General features: G+C 33.1%; 13 protein-coding genes, 3 tRNA genes and 1 riboswitch. Of the genes, 11 read left to right on the forward strand and 5 right to left on the reverse strand.

The window, feature by feature from the left end; translation table 11 throughout:
• Nucleotides 1-64: 64 nt before the first annotated feature.
• Nucleotides 65-1465, reverse strand: coding sequence for an aspartate ammonia-lyase (gene aspA, locus LF886_RS18905; RefSeq protein WP_236851123.1), 1401 nt, complete (start codon nt 1463-1465; stop codon nt 65-67).
• 72 nt (nt 1466-1537) lie between these two features.
• Complete coding sequence (locus tag LF886_RS18910; protein WP_236851124.1) at nt 1538-2563, reverse strand: N-acetylmuramoyl-L-alanine amidase; 1026 nt, start codon at nt 2561-2563, stop codon at nt 1538-1540.
• A 135-nt stretch (nt 2564-2698) separates the two neighbouring features.
• Between LF886_RS18910 and LF886_RS18915 the strand changes: the two genes are divergently transcribed.
• The 7 genes from LF886_RS18915 to gwsS all read left to right on the forward strand — a co-directional run bounded on the left by LF886_RS18915 (nt 2699) and on the right by gwsS (nt 7181).
• A tRNA-Ser gene (locus tag LF886_RS18915) sits at nt 2699-2783 on the forward strand.
• A gap of 14 nt (nt 2784-2797) precedes the next feature.
• Nucleotides 2798-2872: transfer RNA gene (locus tag LF886_RS18920), tRNA-Pro, on the forward strand.
• A 32-nt stretch (nt 2873-2904) separates the two neighbouring features.
• Nucleotides 2905-2978: transfer RNA gene (locus tag LF886_RS18925), tRNA-Arg, on the forward strand.
• A 606-nt stretch (nt 2979-3584) separates the two neighbouring features.
• Complete coding sequence (locus LF886_RS18930; RefSeq protein ID WP_236851125.1) at nt 3585-3824, forward strand: hypothetical protein; 240 nt, start codon at nt 3585-3587, stop codon at nt 3822-3824.
• A gap of 149 nt (nt 3825-3973) precedes the next feature.
• Nucleotides 3974-5017 carry a hypothetical protein gene (locus LF886_RS18935; RefSeq protein ID WP_236851126.1) on the forward strand — a complete coding sequence of 348 codons (1044 nt, stop codon included), beginning with the start codon at nt 3974-3976 and terminating at the stop codon, nt 5015-5017.
• Complete coding sequence (locus LF886_RS18940; RefSeq protein ID WP_236851127.1) at nt 5001-5927, forward strand: hypothetical protein; 927 nt, start codon at nt 5001-5003, stop codon at nt 5925-5927. Before LF886_RS18935 ends, LF886_RS18940 begins: the two co-directional genes overlap by 17 nt.
• Before the next feature lie 162 nt (nt 5928-6089).
• A complete protein-coding gene (gene gwsS / locus LF886_RS18945; protein WP_236851128.1) occupies nt 6090-7181 on the forward strand; it encodes a grasp-with-spasm system SPASM domain peptide maturase in 1092 nt (363 codons plus the stop codon).
• A 122-nt stretch (nt 7182-7303) separates the two neighbouring features.
• Here gwsS and LF886_RS18950 read toward each other — a convergent pair whose 3' ends face one another.
• Nucleotides 7304-7972, reverse strand: a complete 669-nt coding sequence (locus tag LF886_RS18950) for a LytR/AlgR family response regulator transcription factor (RefSeq protein WP_236851129.1) — start codon at nt 7970-7972, stop codon at nt 7304-7306.
• A gap of 121 nt (nt 7973-8093) precedes the next feature.
• The gene (locus LF886_RS18955; RefSeq protein WP_236851130.1) at nt 8094-9146 is read right to left on the reverse strand and encodes a sensor histidine kinase; all 1053 of its coding nucleotides are present in this window, start codon (nt 9144-9146) and stop codon (nt 8094-8096) included.
• A gap of 296 nt (nt 9147-9442) precedes the next feature.
• Between LF886_RS18955 and LF886_RS18960 the strand changes: the two genes are divergently transcribed.
• Nucleotides 9443-10531: a hypothetical protein gene (locus LF886_RS18960; protein WP_236851131.1), complete on the forward strand. Its 1089-nt coding sequence runs from the start codon at nt 9443-9445 to the stop codon at nt 10529-10531.
• Nucleotides 10532-10714: 183 nt separating this feature from the next.
• Here the strand turns inward: LF886_RS18960 and LF886_RS18965 are convergent, their stop codons facing one another.
• On the reverse strand, nt 10715-11281 hold the full coding sequence (locus LF886_RS18965) for a hypothetical protein (RefSeq protein ID WP_152291275.1): 567 nt from the start codon (nt 11279-11281) through the stop codon (nt 10715-10717).
• A gap of 248 nt (nt 11282-11529) precedes the next feature.
• Nucleotides 11530-11721: riboswitch (cobalamin riboswitch) on the forward strand.
• Between the two features lie 447 nt (nt 11722-12168).
• On the opposite strand from LF886_RS18965, the gene prpB reads away from it, so the two are divergent.
• From prpB to LF886_RS18980, 3 genes are read left to right on the forward strand one after another with little or no spacing between them, the layout of a single operon-like run.
• The gene (gene prpB / locus LF886_RS18970; protein ID WP_236851132.1) at nt 12169-13077 is read left to right on the forward strand and encodes a methylisocitrate lyase; all 909 of its coding nucleotides are present in this window, start codon (nt 12169-12171) and stop codon (nt 13075-13077) included.
• Complete coding sequence (gene prpC, locus LF886_RS18975) at nt 13064-14215, forward strand: 2-methylcitrate synthase (protein ID WP_103233349.1); 1152 nt, start codon at nt 13064-13066, stop codon at nt 14213-14215. Before prpB ends, prpC begins: the two co-directional genes overlap by 14 nt.
• Nucleotides 14216-14253: 38 nt before the next feature.
• Nucleotides 14254-15705, forward strand: coding sequence for a bifunctional 2-methylcitrate dehydratase/aconitate hydratase (locus tag LF886_RS18980; RefSeq protein ID WP_236851133.1), 1452 nt, complete (start codon nt 14254-14256; stop codon nt 15703-15705).
• Nucleotides 15706-15724: the final 19 nt, after the last annotated feature.

Consider the following 15724-nt stretch of genomic DNA (forward strand, 5'->3'; position numbering starts at 1 on the left):
AAATGATGAATAATAAGTGATAAATGACCATTTATTGAATCATTTACCACTTATTGTTTTTTTACTATTTATTATGCGGTTTCAGCATATTTTTCGGATCAAGGATTTCGTCCAGTTTTTCCTGGGAAAGAATTCCTTTTTCAAGAACAAGGTTGTATACACTTTTTCCTGTTTCCAATGCTTCTTTAGCAATTTGTGTAGACTGTTTGTATCCGATATAAGGATTCAATGCTGTCACAATACCAATACTGTGTTTTACCATATTAAGGCAAATTTCTTTATTGGCTGTAATACCTACCACACATTTCTCACGAAGAGTATCCAAAGCATTGCAAAGGAAGCTGATATTTTCCATGATGGCATGAGAAAGTACCGGTTCCATTACGTTAAGCTGTAATTGTCCTGCTTCTGCTGCAAAAGTCACCGTAAGATCGTTCCCGAATACTTTGAAGCAAACCTGGTTTACCACTTCAGGGATTACCGGATTTACTTTACCTGGCATAATAGAAGATCCCGGCTGCATTGGCGGAAGGTTGATTTCAAAAAGACCCGCTCTTGGACCTGATGAAAGCAATCTTAAATCATTACAGATTTTTGATAATTTCACGGCAAGACGTTTCGTTGCTGAAGAGTAAATTACATACGACCCCGTATCTGGCGTTGCTTCCACTAAGTTCGGAGCTGAAACAATCGGAAATCCTGTAATCTGAGCTAAATTTTTAGCACAAAGAACAGCATATCCTACCGGAGCGTTTAATCCTGTTCCGATCGCTGTTGCTCCCATATTCACTTCTACGAAAAGGTCTGCATTGTTATTCAGCTTAGAAATATCTTCTTCTAAAGTAGCTGCATAGGCTTCAAATTCCTGTCCCAATGTCATGGGTACTGCATCCTGAAGCTGCGTACGTCCCATTTTGATAACATCATGAAACTCTTCTCCTTTTGCACGGAAAGCTGCGATAATTTTCTCAAGCTTTTCTACCAAGCCGATGTTCATCTGCAGCAATCCCATTTTGATAGCCGTAGGATAAGCATCGTTGGTTGACTGGGAAAGGTTGATATGGTCATTCGGTGAACAGAATTCGTATTCTCCTTTATTTTTACCTAATTTTTCCAACACGATGTTTGCAATCACTTCATTCGCATTCATGTTGATGGAAGTTCCTGCCCCACCTTGGATCATATCTACCGGAAACTGGTCATGATATTTCCCTTCTACAATTTCATCACACGCTTCTGCTATTTTGAAATACAGGTTTTCGTCTAAAAGTCCTAGTTCATAATTGGTTTTTGCTGCTGCTTTCTTTACAAAAGCCAGCCCTTTTATGAAGTCCGGATACGAAGACAAAAGTTGTCCTGAAATTTTAAAATTGTCGATAGCTCTTTGTGTCTGAACCCCATAATAAGCATCTAAAGGCACATTCAGTTCGCCTAATAGATCACTTTCTTTTCTGAAATTTTCCATTACAGATATTTTACTGTTTTTGATCGTTTAAAGATAGCAAAAACGCATCTAACCGATGCGCTTTAATTTGAATTATTTTACTGGATATTTTTGATTTAAAGCTTGCAGTATTGCCCATGTTTCGGCATCCATGATTCCGTCATAATTCTGTGGACGGAAATGGTACTGGAATGCTTCAATGGTTTTCTTAGTAGCATCATCCCATTTCCCACTAAGATCCAATCCATATCCAAATTTCTGCAATCCAGTCTGAATAAGGAAGATAAAGCTTGAATCATTATATCTGGCCGTAATATCAGCTTGTGCCGGCTCAAGATAAGTCTGCTTGGCTGCCTCATCATACCACATTCCGACCTGATACTCGTCATACAGCTTTTTCCATGGGAACATTGGCCCAGGATCCTGTTTTCTTGTAGGAGCAATATCTGAATGAGCCAATACGTTGGTTGCCTGAATCTGATATCTTGTCACAATATCTTTAACCAATGCTGCTACTTTTTTCACCTGCTCATCACTGAAAGGAGCAAAGGTTCTTTTTCCCGTAGCATCTGTGGTATAGCCCATATTTACAATTTCAATCCCGATAGAGGTATCATTAAGATTCTTGTCATTTCTCCAGGCGCTTACTCCTGCATGGTATGCGCGTTTGTTTTCGTCTACCAGTTGATAAATCTCGTTATCTCCGGTATTATTTACCAGATAATGAGCACTCACCGCCTGCTGGGTAAGAACGGTAATCGACTTATCGTCCAGAAGTGCTGTATAATGTAATATCAAATAACGCTGTCTGAAGTTCTGGGCAACCGCAGGAAAATAAGTCTTCACGACTTTATATCCAGCTGGTTTTGCAGATACAATAGAACCATAACTTACCGTATTATCATTTTTTGTTGGGTCTGCTATATTAGTAGTAAAAAAATCTACTCCATGATCAGAGACAACTTTTGGTTTTGGAGCAACCGGAGCTGTTGTCTGAACAGTCGGTTTCGCCTGTGTTATCGGGGTTTTCGGTTTGTAAGTATTTTTTTTTACATTTTGTTGAGAAGTACATGAAAAAACAAAAGTGCTTAATCCGATGATATATAATGTTTTACGCATCAGTTTGGTTTTTGGATGATTTATTACTTCAAAAATACACAAATTTTTCTTGAATTTTATTTGGTAAATAAAGAAATCTATTCTATATTTGCACTCGCAATAACGGAACAACGATCATTAAAAAATAAACAAAAAGGAGGGTTGCCAGAGTGGTTAATGGAGCAGTTTGCTAAACTGTCGACGCGAAAGTGTCGCAAGGGTTCGAATCCCTTACCCTCCGCTCACTTATATATTCGGGGCGTAGCGTAGTCCGGTCATCGCGCCTGGTTTGGGACCAGGAGGTCGCAGGTTCGAATCCTGCCGCCCCGACTGTTTTAGTAGTTTTCTCAAAACTACTCAATGGGTGCGTAGCTCAGCTGGATAGAGCATCTGCCTTCTAAGCAGACGGTCAAAGGTTCGAATCCTTTCGCGCTCACAAAAACCTCACAATTTTTATTGTGAGGTTTTTTGTTATTATATAGCTGAATTGTATGATCTAAACGTATAATTTTTTTGTGCATTTTAATGGATTAGTATCAAAACTTGTGGACTACGCAAAAAGCTTTGATATTCTGGCCAATACCAAAATTTTCATCATACCATCTTCCTGATAAATTTAATAAACTCTTGTTATTTCCTATTTTGAATATTATTGTCAATCGTTTATCTTGAAAAACGCACACTACTTTTCTTAAAATATATAAGCCTACCCTGAAATCAGTTCTAAATATTCTGGATTAAATAGATTTTTTTTCATAATATGAGTTTCGAAATAAAAAAGATAAATATTTAAAACTTAAATTAAAAAAAAGTTAATTAATTGATAAAATATTGACAATATTCACTTTCATATAAAATGTGAGCTTTTATAATCATTTTATATTAATACATTAAACAATCTTGAAAATTATAATTATTAAAAAATCCAATAAAATTTGATTTTGTTTCAATAAATGCATTTATTTGCTATAATATTCATTACCAAATAACTCAATATACAATGAATATAATAAATAATTATTAACATTTTAAAATTTATTTGATGAAAACAAAATCATTACAAAAATTAGGAAGTTTTCAACTTCAAAACGAGAAATTATCAACAGTTTTAGGAGGACAAGGAGGTCCTGCATTGCCTTCTTTTGACCTTGGGGTTCAAGCAACTGGTGCTGGAGAGATGTGTTATAATGGGCAGTGTCTGTCTTATTCAAGTGATGCTTTTTATTCCGATGGAAGTTATAAATATGTTAATGTTAATAATGTTCCTGACAAATCGTGTTAAAAAAACATTTTTAAGAGGCTGCCCAAAAAGGTCAGCCTTTTTTAGTTCTAGCAATTTAATCCGTATTTCTCTTAAGAGAGTCGGTTGGATTTAGAAGACTCTCACAAGACTAGCAAGACTTTTTGAAATTCTCTTTATTTAATTATTATATGAAACAATCAATATCATACATTTTCCTATTCCTGGCTATATTATGTAAGTCTCAAGCTTTAGAGTTAAAAGATAAAAGCCTTATAAGATATTATGAATTAACTAATGAGGCAGAAAATAAGATTATCAATAATGACTTACTTCAAGCAAATAATTTATACAAAGAGGCATTCAATGAATTTAAATATCCACATGCTAAAGATTTGCAAAATAGTATGACAGTTGCTTTAAAAATAAATGATTTAGAAACAGCCTATGCATGTTTTCAATCTTTAAAATGCTTAGGGAAAAAGTTCGATGATGATTTTTCAACAAATAACTTTAAAAGTATTGAAAAGTACAAAGTAGCACCCTGCCAAAATGCAATAAATTCAAACTATAAGAAAAGTTTAGATTCTTTAGTTAATCTAGACCAGTATTACAGGAAATTATCAAAAGGAAATTATCAAGCGTACAAGAAAGAACTTACTAAAAATGATAGTATTACTTCTACTAATCTGTTGAAAATTATCCAAAGAAAAGGATTTCCTAATGAATATAATATAGGGTTAGAAATGAAAAGTTGGATTTATTTTCATGATTTCTACCTTATCATTTGGCATCAATTAGCGAGTAATTTGTATAGTCCTCAACGAGTAAACTTTTCTGGTGAAATAATAAAAGCATTGAATGAAGGTAAAATAAGACCTGATATTGCAGGTTTTCTACTAGATTTAAGTAACAATACTAATAATTATTCATATTTTAAAATTTCTCAATTTGTTACAAATGATGGGAAAATTGATTGCTGTTATGTTGGTAAAGATTTTTTACCAGAAAACAGAACGGAAATATCTCTTAAGAAAATAAAAGAAGTTAATAAGAAGAGGAAGCAACTAGGCTTGTCATCCACAGAAGATGAAATTCGTAAAAGTATTTTCTATCTAAATCATAAAGACTATGTGTTCTCAAATAATGTTATTGAAGGATGGAATTTTAACAATAACAATGATATTGAAATGTTTAAAAAGAACTTAATTAAGTTGGATGATACTGCTCATTAGTGTGGATAATGATACTATGACCGATGAAATATGTACGTGGTTGTCTTATCAAAATAAAGAATTTGTTCGTTTAAGTGAAAATCAACATATCAACAAAGTTTTTTTTGATTTCAAAAAAGATATTTTTAAAATTTCTATTGGAGCCATTGAGTATAAATTAGAAGACTTCAGTTCAGTGTTCTATAGAAATGGCGGGATTTATTACGATACAATAACAGGGGAAATAGATAGTAATTTAGTTGATTTTTATAATTCGGAACTTAAATCTATATCGGAGTTTATCTACTATTATTTCAAGGTAAATGGAGTTAGTATATTTGGAAACCTCCTTACCAAAGAAGTTAATAAATTAGAAGTTTTACTTTTAGCAAAATCTTTAGGCTTAAAAATTCCCGATACTTACATTTTATCAGAATTGAATGATTTGGAACAGATTGATATGTCTCAGCCTTATATTACAAAAGCAGTCTCTGAAATGAAGCCTATTGTCGTTGAAAATGACTTGTATCTGAATTACACACATGAAATAGACATTAATAATACTCATGATAAAAAAGAAAGTATTATACCTTCATTAATCCAAAGAAAGATTGATTGTCTTTATGAAATAAGGGCATTTTTTTTTGAAAAGCAGATTTGGGCAATTGCTACATTTGATTTTTCAGACAATGTTGATATTAGGAACATAAGGGAGAAAGATAAAAGATATCTTCCTCTTGTGCTTCCATCGGAACTGAAAAAGAAAATTTTAAAATTAGCAAAGAACCTGAGCTTGAAGTGTGGAACGGTTGATTTGATAAAGTCCGATGATGATTACTATTTTTTAGAAGTGAATCCATTAGGGCAGTTTCACCAAGTCAGTTATTATGGAAACTATCTGATTGAAAAATATATAGCAGATTTATTATGAAAGAAAAAAAGAATTACACCTAAAAGGAATTGAATATTGTCTACAAGAATGGAAGAAAAGTAACAGTATATCTCAGGTTAAATATTCCGAAAATAAAGATAAAAAAACTAGAAAAACAAAAATTTTTCGTTCACAAAAACATTATTCCCTTTTGTATTAAGCATGTTTTTAAAACTATTTGATTCGGTTAAAATTACTAGAGGTGCTAAAAATTCTATTATCTTAGATGCAAGTACTGGATTTTTACAATTCATTCCGATTGCTTTTTTTGATTTACTATCAAATGAACATCAAAACTATTCTGTATTAAAAAAACAATTAGATAATGAGAGTTTACAAACTTTAGAAGAGTACCTTAATTTCATCCTAGATAATAAATTAGGGGTTATTCTAAATTCTAAGAAAGAATTATCAACTTTTCAGAATACATCAGAATTTAAAGAAACTCCTTCTCATGTTAACTATTTGATTTTAGATGTCAACAATTCTGGTGCCTTAAATGATGTGATAGTACAACAGATTTATGATTTGAAAATTAAATATCTACAAATCAGATTTTCAGAACTGGAATTAAATGATATAATAAAAGTAATTTCTAACTTATATTTGTTTAATGATTCCAGTATTAACGAAGTATCAGTTGTTGTAAATTATGACTTAAAATTGGTCACGTTTATCAATGAGAATCACTATAAAATTTCAAATAAATTTCTTCATTTTATATTGCATTCATCGAATGAACAAGATTTTCAAACTTTAGATCACGTCCATCTAAATATCATTAAAAATAAAATTAATATCCCTTTAAGTTGTGGATTGATTGATTTAAAAAATATCAATCTTAATCGTAACTCTTATCTTGAAGCAAAGCAGCATAATTCCTGTCTTCACAAAAAAATAGCAGTAGATATAGAAGGTAACATTAAAAACTGCCCTTCAATGTTTCAAAATTTTGGAAACATAAGAGATACAACATTAGAAAATGCTTTAAGTCATCCTGAATTTAAGAAATATTGGAACTTAACTAAAGATAGTATAGAAGTCTGCAAAGATTGTGAATTTCGTTATATCTGTACAGATTGTAGAGCTTATACTGAACAAAATCATACTAATAAGGAAGGATTAGATACTTCCAAACCTTTAAAATGTGGCTACAATCCTTACACTGGTGAATGGGAAGAATGGAGTACAAACCCTCTGAAACAAAAAGCAATTAAGCATTACAAGATGTCGGATTTTATCAAAAAAGTATAGGAAATTTAACTGGCTACTTGTTTTTAACAAATCATTATAAACCAATTGTCAATATGAAATATTATAATTAGTATTTCACAAAATAAAAGCTTTACTTCAAAAGCTAAAGATTGGATTATTATTTATTTTGAAATAATTGTTTCCAAATAATTCTGCCAATTTTCTTTGTAACTGCTTCCAATGGGAATTTCTATAGAGTTTATCTCAATTTCGTTCTTGGTATAAGCAGTCATTTTTTTTGTATGAATAATAAAAGAACGATGAATTCGAATAAATTCAGAATTCAATAATTTTTCAAAAACCGAAATATTCTGTTTTATATGATGTGATTTTCCACTTTCCAAATGAATAGTGATGTAATCTTTCAGGCTTTCGATATACATAATCTCATCAAAGATAATTTTAATATGCCTATTGCCGCTTGTCACAAAAATATGATTTTCAGAACCCACATCAATTTCTTTCTTTGGAGTTTGAAACTGTTTAAATTTTTCTATTGAAACAAAAAAACGGTCAAAAGTAATGGGTTTCAAAAGATAATCGATCACATTAAGCTCATACCCTTCAATTGCATATTCTCTGTAAGCTGTTGTAAAAATTACTTTAGGCGGATTTTTTAATTTTTTCAAGAAATCATTTCCTTTCAGTAGAGGCATTTCAATATCTAAAAAGATTAAATCGACAGAATTATGCTCTAAAAAGGAATATGCTTTTAATGCATTTTCAAAAGAATCTATTAACTCAAAACTTTCAAAATTCGCCAAATGAGAAGCAATTAATTCTCTTGCCAAAGGTTCGTCGTCAACAATAATACATCTGTGTTTCATTCGAAATAAGTAGTTTGGAATTCTAAAAGCTAATTTAATCGTTTTGAATGGTCTATTGGCAGTCTTGTAAAACTTCTTTCCCGTTTTAATTTTTCAGACAAAGTTTAACGGTATAAAGCATCTGCGTTTCTTCAATTTCCAATTGATACTTTTTTGGATATAATAAATCCAATTGCTTCCGGACGTTTTCTAAGCCAATTTTAGATTTGTCTGAAATTTGGGCAAATCCATTTTGAGGTTTTGTGTTCTCAATACTAAAAATAATTTGTCCTTTTTTACTTTCTAAATTCAGCCTGATTGTTGCTTTTTCAGTTTCATTAACTACACCATGCTTAAAAGCATTTTCGATAAAAGTCAATACAATCAAAGGCGAAATTTTATTGCTTTCCTGAATATCTTTCGTAAATAAAATATCCAATCTTTTTTCGTCATAACGTAATTTTTCCAAAGCAATATAATTCTCAATCAGTATAATTTCTTTTTCTACAGAAACATAATCTTCATTGCAGCGATATAAAACAAAGTCTAAAATCTCAGATAATTTAGCAATTACCTCAGGTGCCTTATCATCTTTTTTCAGGGTTAAAGTATATAGATTATTTAAAGTATTGAACAAGAAATGAGGGTTCAGTTGGTTTTTCAGCACTCTTAATTCTATTGACCTTTTTTCTTCTTCCAATTTTAAAAGGCGTTGTTGTTTGCGATTAAAACTGATAAATCCTAAAATAATAACGGGATATGTGATAAAAGAAAACTCTTTTAATATCAATTTGCCCGAAGTAAGACGTTCACGAACCGTCATTGTATGCCCAATCCAATCATCGAAGAAAGTTGGGAATCTGGGTTCTAGATAATAAAATTTTAAAATTATTAAAAGAGCAAAAACAACATAAAGCCAGCCTAAGGCAGAAATTATGAAAAATAAATATCTTTTTTTATTTAATGTTTCCGGAATAATCCAATATATCAAACCGTAAGCAACGGTGGCCTGTGCTAAAATTTTACAGGAATAAATAAAAATGAATGCATAAGAATCTTCATTATCAGATTTATTTGAGAAAAAAAACAGCAAAAAGAAAATCCAGTATAAGCAATGAAGCGCCGTCCTTTTTAAGTCAATTCTCTTGATAAAATTCATTATATATTTTAATTGACGCAAAGTAACAAAATATAGAAATAAAGTTCCTCAATTAATATGAATAACCTGTTTTAGCTTCTAAAAACTGCATTTAAGCGTACGAATTCAATAAAATTTAAAAATCGATTATTTGAATGCTTTAACTGGTTCTTTAACTGTGCTTAAAACAGGATCATAATGACGTGATTATATTCGCTTAAAATAACAAAAATGATCACACTTATTATTCTACCGGCAGCACTGTTAAGTAATGTAAAAAACCTTTTAACGAAAAAAGATTAAACCAACTAAACGAAATGAAAAAAGTAATTAAAAATGCAATTGGTATTCTGTTTCTAATGACTACCTTAAACTTGTTTTCGCAAGTGGCCAAACAAAAAATAGTATACAGCAAAACTTCTAAACTCATAAAGCCAACCTTGTTTGCTGATCTGGGAGAAACCTGCCAAACGCCAGACGGAATGGCTTTAGATAAAAAAGGCAATCTATTTTTATCGATCACAAATCCAATTACATTTGATCAACACGGGAGCAAAATTCTAACTTTTGATGAAAATGATAAACCCGTCACTTGGTTTGATCAACTTCCATTGCATCCTATTACTAAAAAAGTACATCCAATGGGAATGGAGTTTGGTCCCGATGGAAATCTATACGTAATGGATAATCAGTTTTTTACAGAAAATGAAAATTTTTCAAGATTGATTCGGATTAATGTAAAAAAAGGAAAACCTTTAAATGCTGAAGTTTTGGTTGAAGGATTTAATTTCGGAGAAGCTGTAAGATGGCATAAAAACCGGGTTTATATAACAGATGCTTTATTTGAAAACAGAAGAGAAAGCGGAATTTACAGTTTTTCATTGGAACAATTAAATTCTAAAAACATCATTTTAAATGCAGCCAATAAGAAAAATTATATCATTGCAACTTTTACTTTAAAACCAGAAGTTACGAAAAGAACGATAGGAATTGACGGGATTGCTTTTGATAAAAAAGGAAATTTGTATGCAGGAAATTTTGGAGATGGTGTTATTAATAAACTAGAATTTGACAAGGATGGAAAAGTAAAATCGAATACAATAGTTTTCGATTCAGATCAGTTAAAATGCTGTGACGGTTTTTTTTATGACGAAAAAAGAAATTCGATTTTTATTGCCAATTATGAGAACAACAGTGTACATCAGCTCAACTTAGATACCAATACAATTTCGCTGATTTGGGAAAATGATAATGCAGACGGTTCCGATGGGAAACTGGATAATCCTTGTGAAACTATTATCTATAAAGGGAAATTATTAGTAGTTAATTATGATACTTTTCAAGGAGAAAAAAATAAAGAAGCAGATGCTTTTCATACGATATCAAGCTTTGATCTGGAAAATTGAATTGAGATTAAATAGCAAGAAAAAAATCAAGCAATTAAGCAAACTAACGGTATCACCTTAGCCATAAAAGTGTTCAATAATAATCCTGCCATGAACACTTAAAGGCTCACAATCTTTGTGAGTCTTTTTTGTTTTTCATAGACTTTATTAAAATCTTATGCAAGAAAACTATTAATACAAGAATTAATTATCTGTAAAATATTGCCCAAACCATTGATCGAAACTTTCTTTATATTGAGCCTGAGCGTTTTTAATCAGTAAATCAGGTTCTTCGATCTGGCTTAAGCCATAATCTCCTTTCATCCAAGTCAAATATTTGCTTAAATCTTCACTCTCTTCATAATCATCTTCATCTTTATAAAAATAAGCTTCATCAAACTCTACTGAAATCTCAGTATCAAAAGTAAGTAAATGTAAAAGCTGTAAAATATTTTCAGCAACAATATGAACACCACCTTCATCTCCAAAAACAACTACTGGCATTTTATTTAAAGGCTGATCCGTTCCGTTATTCCAGATTGCATAGAATGAACCGGAACCATTTGCCTGAGCAAAAGGCAACATACTATTCAAAAAAATTTCATCATCACTCCAGCTTTTCAATCCGGACTTACTATCGATTAAAACACCAAAATCTTGTGAATAATTTCCAAACGAGGAAATAGTATTCTGGAAATAGATCAGTTTCTCAAGTTCTACAGGAATCTCTCCCAAACCTAAGTTTTTTTTAAATTCTATAATGTCTATCATTGGTCAATTATCTCTAGTTAATAAAATTAGTAAAATGAAAAAAGAATAACAAATTTATTAACTATCTTTAATTTTCCGGTCATCTTTTGTATCAATTTAACAATATAATTAATCCATTCATCTCATAAATAAACCCCATAACAACAACGTTTTCAATATATTAAATCAAAACAATTATTGATTACATAAAATATCTTTTTCGTTATTATAAAATACCTATATTTACCACCAAGGAGTTCTTAAAACCTTCTTTATCAACCGAAATTGGTTACACTTAGGTGTGCATTAAAAGGGAATCGTGTGCAAATCACGAACTGTCGCGCAACTGTAAGTAACACATAAAGTTTTTATCAATTGATATCCACTGTATATTTTTTATATGGGAAGGATGATAAAAACCGTTACAAGTCAGGAGACCTGCCTATTTCGCATTGACGATGCTTTCGCGATTTGAAGCTTACAGTCAGGTATGATACGTTATGGATATAGTGTGATAAAACTGTTTTGTCAATCTGTATTACTTTTTGAGATGGATTACGAGTGAGCATTAGGTTGTTCTCATTATTCCATGGCTCAAATTCGTATCCCCCTTTCCGTAATTTTTCTTTTCTAATAAAGCACCGCGAAGTTTACTGAGAACTTTTTATAAGGTTTAATCAATGTAAAAAGTTATAAGGTGTACCGAAACAATCTTAATTATTCATGCAGTAACAACAGTTCTATTTTACAGACCTGTACAGCAAGAACTTTGCAAAATCCTCAATATCAATGTGATTTTAAGATTACTAAAATCCTTTTCTACCCTTCCTTTTTTACTAATAAGATAAGCATTTACAGCTCTTCTGCTCATTCGCAAACAAATTTCAACTCAACAATAAAATATTATAATGACCAAAAATGAAAATTGGAAATCTCCCGGCATGAAATTCCGGGAGGCAATGGAAAAAGAAAATCCCCTTCAGATTGTTGGAGCCATTAACGCAAACCATGCATTATTGGCACAGCAGGCTGGCTTTAATGCCATTTATCTTTCAGGAGGAGGTGTTGCAGCAGGGTCTTTAGGAATTCCTGATTTAGGGATTACCACTCTGGATGATGTGCTCATAGATGTTCAGCGTATTACCAATATTTGTGATTTGCCGCTAATGGTAGATATCGACACAGGTTTTGGGCCTTCTGCATTTAATGTCGCCAGAACTATTAAATCATTGATCAAAGCCGGAGCGGCAGCGGTACACATCGAGGATCAGGTGGGTGCAAAACGTTGTGGCCATAGGCCTGGAAAAGAAATCGTAAGCAAAGAAGAAATGGTAGACCGTCTTAAGGCTGCTGCAGATGCCCGTACCGATGAAAGCTTTGTTATCGGCGCAAGAACAGATGCTTTTGCCAATGAAGGACTGGAAAAAACTTTAGAAAGAGCCGTAGCCTATAAAGAAGCGGGTGCAGATTTCATTTTTGCTGAAGCAGTACCCGATTTAAGTTTTTATCAAAAATTTGTTGATGCTACCGGAATTCCTGTGCTTGCGAATATCACAGAATTTGGGATGATTAAAATGTACACGGTAGAAGAGCTAAAAAACGCAGGTGTCGGGCTCATCCTCTACCCTCTTTCTGCCTTCCGGGCTGCTAATAAAGCGGCACAAAATGTATACAATCATATTCGCAAAGACGGAACACAAGCCAACGTACTGGATACTATGCAAACAAGAGAAGAACTTTATCACAGTATCGGCTACCACGATTATGAACAAAAATTAGATAATCTTTTTAAACAAAATACTCATGTCAACAAATAGCGAACCAACATTTAAACCTAAAAAAAGTGTAGCCCTTTCCGGAGTTACAGCAGGCAATACCGCTCTTTGCAGTGTCGGAAAAAGCGGAAATGACCTCCATTACAGAGGTTACGATATTTTGGATCTTGCAGAAAAAACACAATTTGAAGAGGTGGCTTACCTTCTTATTTATGGCCAGTTACCTACAGAAGCACAGTTGAAAAACTATAAAGCCAAATTAAAATCTTTGAGAGGTCTTCCTCATTCTGTAAGAAATATCTTAAAAAGTATTCCGGCAGCAGCACACCCAATGGATGTTATGCGCTCAATGGTTTCAGCAGTTGGTAGTATTCAGCCTGAAAAAGATGACCATAATGTCGCAGGAGCAAGAGATATTGCTGATAAATTATTAGCATCATTCAGTTCCGGACTTTTATATTGGTATCATTATACCCACAATGGTAAAGAGATTGATGTTGAGACTGATGACGATACTATCGGTGGACATTTCCTTCATTTGTTACATGGCAAAAAAGCTCCTGATTCATGGATAAAAGCAATGGAGATATCTCTTAATCTGTATGCTGAACATGAGTTTAACGCTTCTACTTTCACGGCCCGTGTTATTGCCGGTACATCTTCAGATTTTTATTCCTGTATCACAGGCGCTATCGGTGCTTTAAGAGGTCCAAAACATGGAGGAGCCAATGAAGTGGCTTTTGAAATACAAAGCCGTTATCATTCTCCTGATGAAGCTGAAGAAGATATCAGAAAGCGTATTGCCAACAAAGAAGTCATTATTGGATTTGGACACCCTGTTTACACGATATCAGATCCTAGAAATGTAGTCATAAAAAAAGTAGCCAAAGAACTTTCCGAAGAAGCCGGAGATATGCTGTTATACAACATCGCTGAAAGGTTGGAAAGTGTCATGTGGGAAGAAAAGAAAATGTTCCCTAATCTGGATTGGTTCTCCGCAGTATCTTATCACCAAATGGGAGTTCCTACCCTGATGTTCACTCCGTTATTCGTTATTTCAAGAGTTACAGGATGGAGCGCCCACATTATTGAACAAAGACAGGATGGGAAAATCATCCGTCCAAGCGCCAATTATACAGGTCCTGAAAATAAAGACTTTGTCTCCATCGAAAACAGATAATAAAAAATTCAATTAATAATTAAACTTAAAAAATAAAGATGTCATCACACATTTCAAACGAAAGACCACAACCAGATCAGGTATTAGTAGATATTGCAGACTATGTATTAAACTATGAAATTAAAAACGAATTAGCCTGGAAAACAGCTCATTATTGTTTATTAGATACCATCGGATGCGGATTGGAAGCGTTGACTTATCCAGCATGTACTAAGCTTTTAGGACCTATTGTAAAAGGAACAGTAGTTCCGAATGGTGCTAAAGTTCCGGGTACGCAATTTCAGTTAGATCCCGTACAGGCAGCTTTCAACATCGGTGCCATTATCCGTTGGCTGGATTTCAATGATACATGGTTAGCTGCTGAATGGGGACACCCTTCAGATAACCTGGGAGGAATTTTAGCGACAGCTGACTGGCTTTCAAGAACGAATATTGCAGAAGGAAAGTCTCCTTTAAAAATGAAACAGGTTTTGGAGGCTATGATTATGGCTCATGAGATTCAGGGAGTTATAGCATTAGAAAATTCATTCAACAAAGTAGGGTTAGACCACGTATTATTGGTAAAATTAGCATCTACTGCCGTTGTCGGAAAATTAATAGGTTTGACTCGTGATGAGTTGATCAATGCCGTTTCATTAGCATTTGTTGACGGACAATCTTTAAGAACATATCGTCACGCTCCCAATACGGGAAGTCGTAAATCATGGGCTGCCGGAGATGCTACATCAAGAGCTGTACGTTTGGCATTAATTGCTAAAACAGGCGAAATGGGCTACCCATCTGTACTGACTGCCAAAACATGGGGATTCTATGATGTATCTTTCAAAGGAAATGAATTCAAATTCCAGAGAGACTATGGTTCTTATGTAATGGAAAATGTATTGTTTAAAATTTCTTTCCCTGCAGAATTCCATTCCCAAACGGCTGTAGAAGCTGCAATGACCTTACATCACAAATTAAAAGAATCAGGAAAATCATCTGAAGACATCAAAAAAATAACAGTCCGTACCCACGAAGCCTGCATTCGTATTATTGATAAAAAAGGACCATTGAACAATCCTGCTGACCGTGACCACGCTATTCAGTACATGCTGGCGGTTCCTTTGATTTTCGGAAGATTGACAGCAGCAGATTATGAAGATAACGTAGCATCAGATCCAAGAATCGACATTCTTCGTGATAAAATTGAATGTGTAGAAGACGTACAATTCACTACGGATTATCATGATCCTGAAAAACGTTCTATTGCCAATGCTTTAACTGTAGAGCTAAACGACGGAACTGTTTTAGACGAAATCGTTGTAGAATACCCAATTGGTCACAAACGCAGAAGAGATGAAGGTATTCCGGAGTTGATCAAAAAATATAAAGTAAATCTTGCCAGAATATTCCCGGAAAAACAACAGAGAATTGTACTAGAAAACTCTTTAGAATACGACACTCTGGTGAATCTCGATGTCAACGAGTTTGTTGATTTACTGGTAATTTAATAATAAAAAAGTTGAGAGT

It is taken from the genome of Chryseobacterium sp. MEBOG07 (genome assembly GCF_021869745.1).
GTDB lineage: Bacteria > Bacteroidota > Bacteroidia > Flavobacteriales > Weeksellaceae > Chryseobacterium > Chryseobacterium viscerum.

Excerpts from the sequence above, each read along its gene's own strand:
- LF886_RS18935 (WP_236851126.1), top strand. The coding sequence starts at position 3,974 with ATGAAACAATCAATATCATACATTTTCCTATTCCTGGCTATATTATGT.
- LF886_RS18980 (WP_236851133.1), top strand. The coding sequence starts at position 14,254 with ATGTCATCACACATTTCAAACGAAAGACCACAACCAGATCAGGTATTA.
- LF886_RS18940 (WP_236851127.1), top strand. The coding sequence starts at position 5,001 with ATGATACTGCTCATTAGTGTGGATAATGATACTATGACCGATGAAATA.
- gwsS (WP_236851128.1), top strand. The coding sequence starts at position 6,090 with ATGTTTTTAAAACTATTTGATTCGGTTAAAATTACTAGAGGTGCTAAA.
- prpC (WP_103233349.1), top strand. The coding sequence starts at position 13,064 with ATGTCAACAAATAGCGAACCAACATTTAAACCTAAAAAAAGTGTAGCC.
- LF886_RS18930 (WP_236851125.1), top strand. The coding sequence starts at position 3,585 with ATGAAAACAAAATCATTACAAAAATTAGGAAGTTTTCAACTTCAAAAC.
- prpB (WP_236851132.1), top strand. The coding sequence starts at position 12,169 with ATGACCAAAAATGAAAATTGGAAATCTCCCGGCATGAAATTCCGGGAG.
- LF886_RS18955 (WP_236851130.1), bottom strand. The coding sequence starts at position 9,146 with ATGAATTTTATCAAGAGAATTGACTTAAAAAGGACGGCGCTTCATTGC.
- LF886_RS18965 (WP_152291275.1), bottom strand. The coding sequence starts at position 11,281 with ATGATAGACATTATAGAATTTAAAAAAAACTTAGGTTTGGGAGAGATT.
- LF886_RS18960 (WP_236851131.1), top strand. The coding sequence starts at position 9,443 with ATGAAAAAAGTAATTAAAAATGCAATTGGTATTCTGTTTCTAATGACT.
- aspA (WP_236851123.1), bottom strand. The coding sequence starts at position 1,465 with ATGGAAAATTTCAGAAAAGAAAGTGATCTATTAGGCGAACTGAATGTG.
- LF886_RS18910 (WP_236851124.1), bottom strand. The coding sequence starts at position 2,563 with ATGCGTAAAACATTATATATCATCGGATTAAGCACTTTTGTTTTTTCA.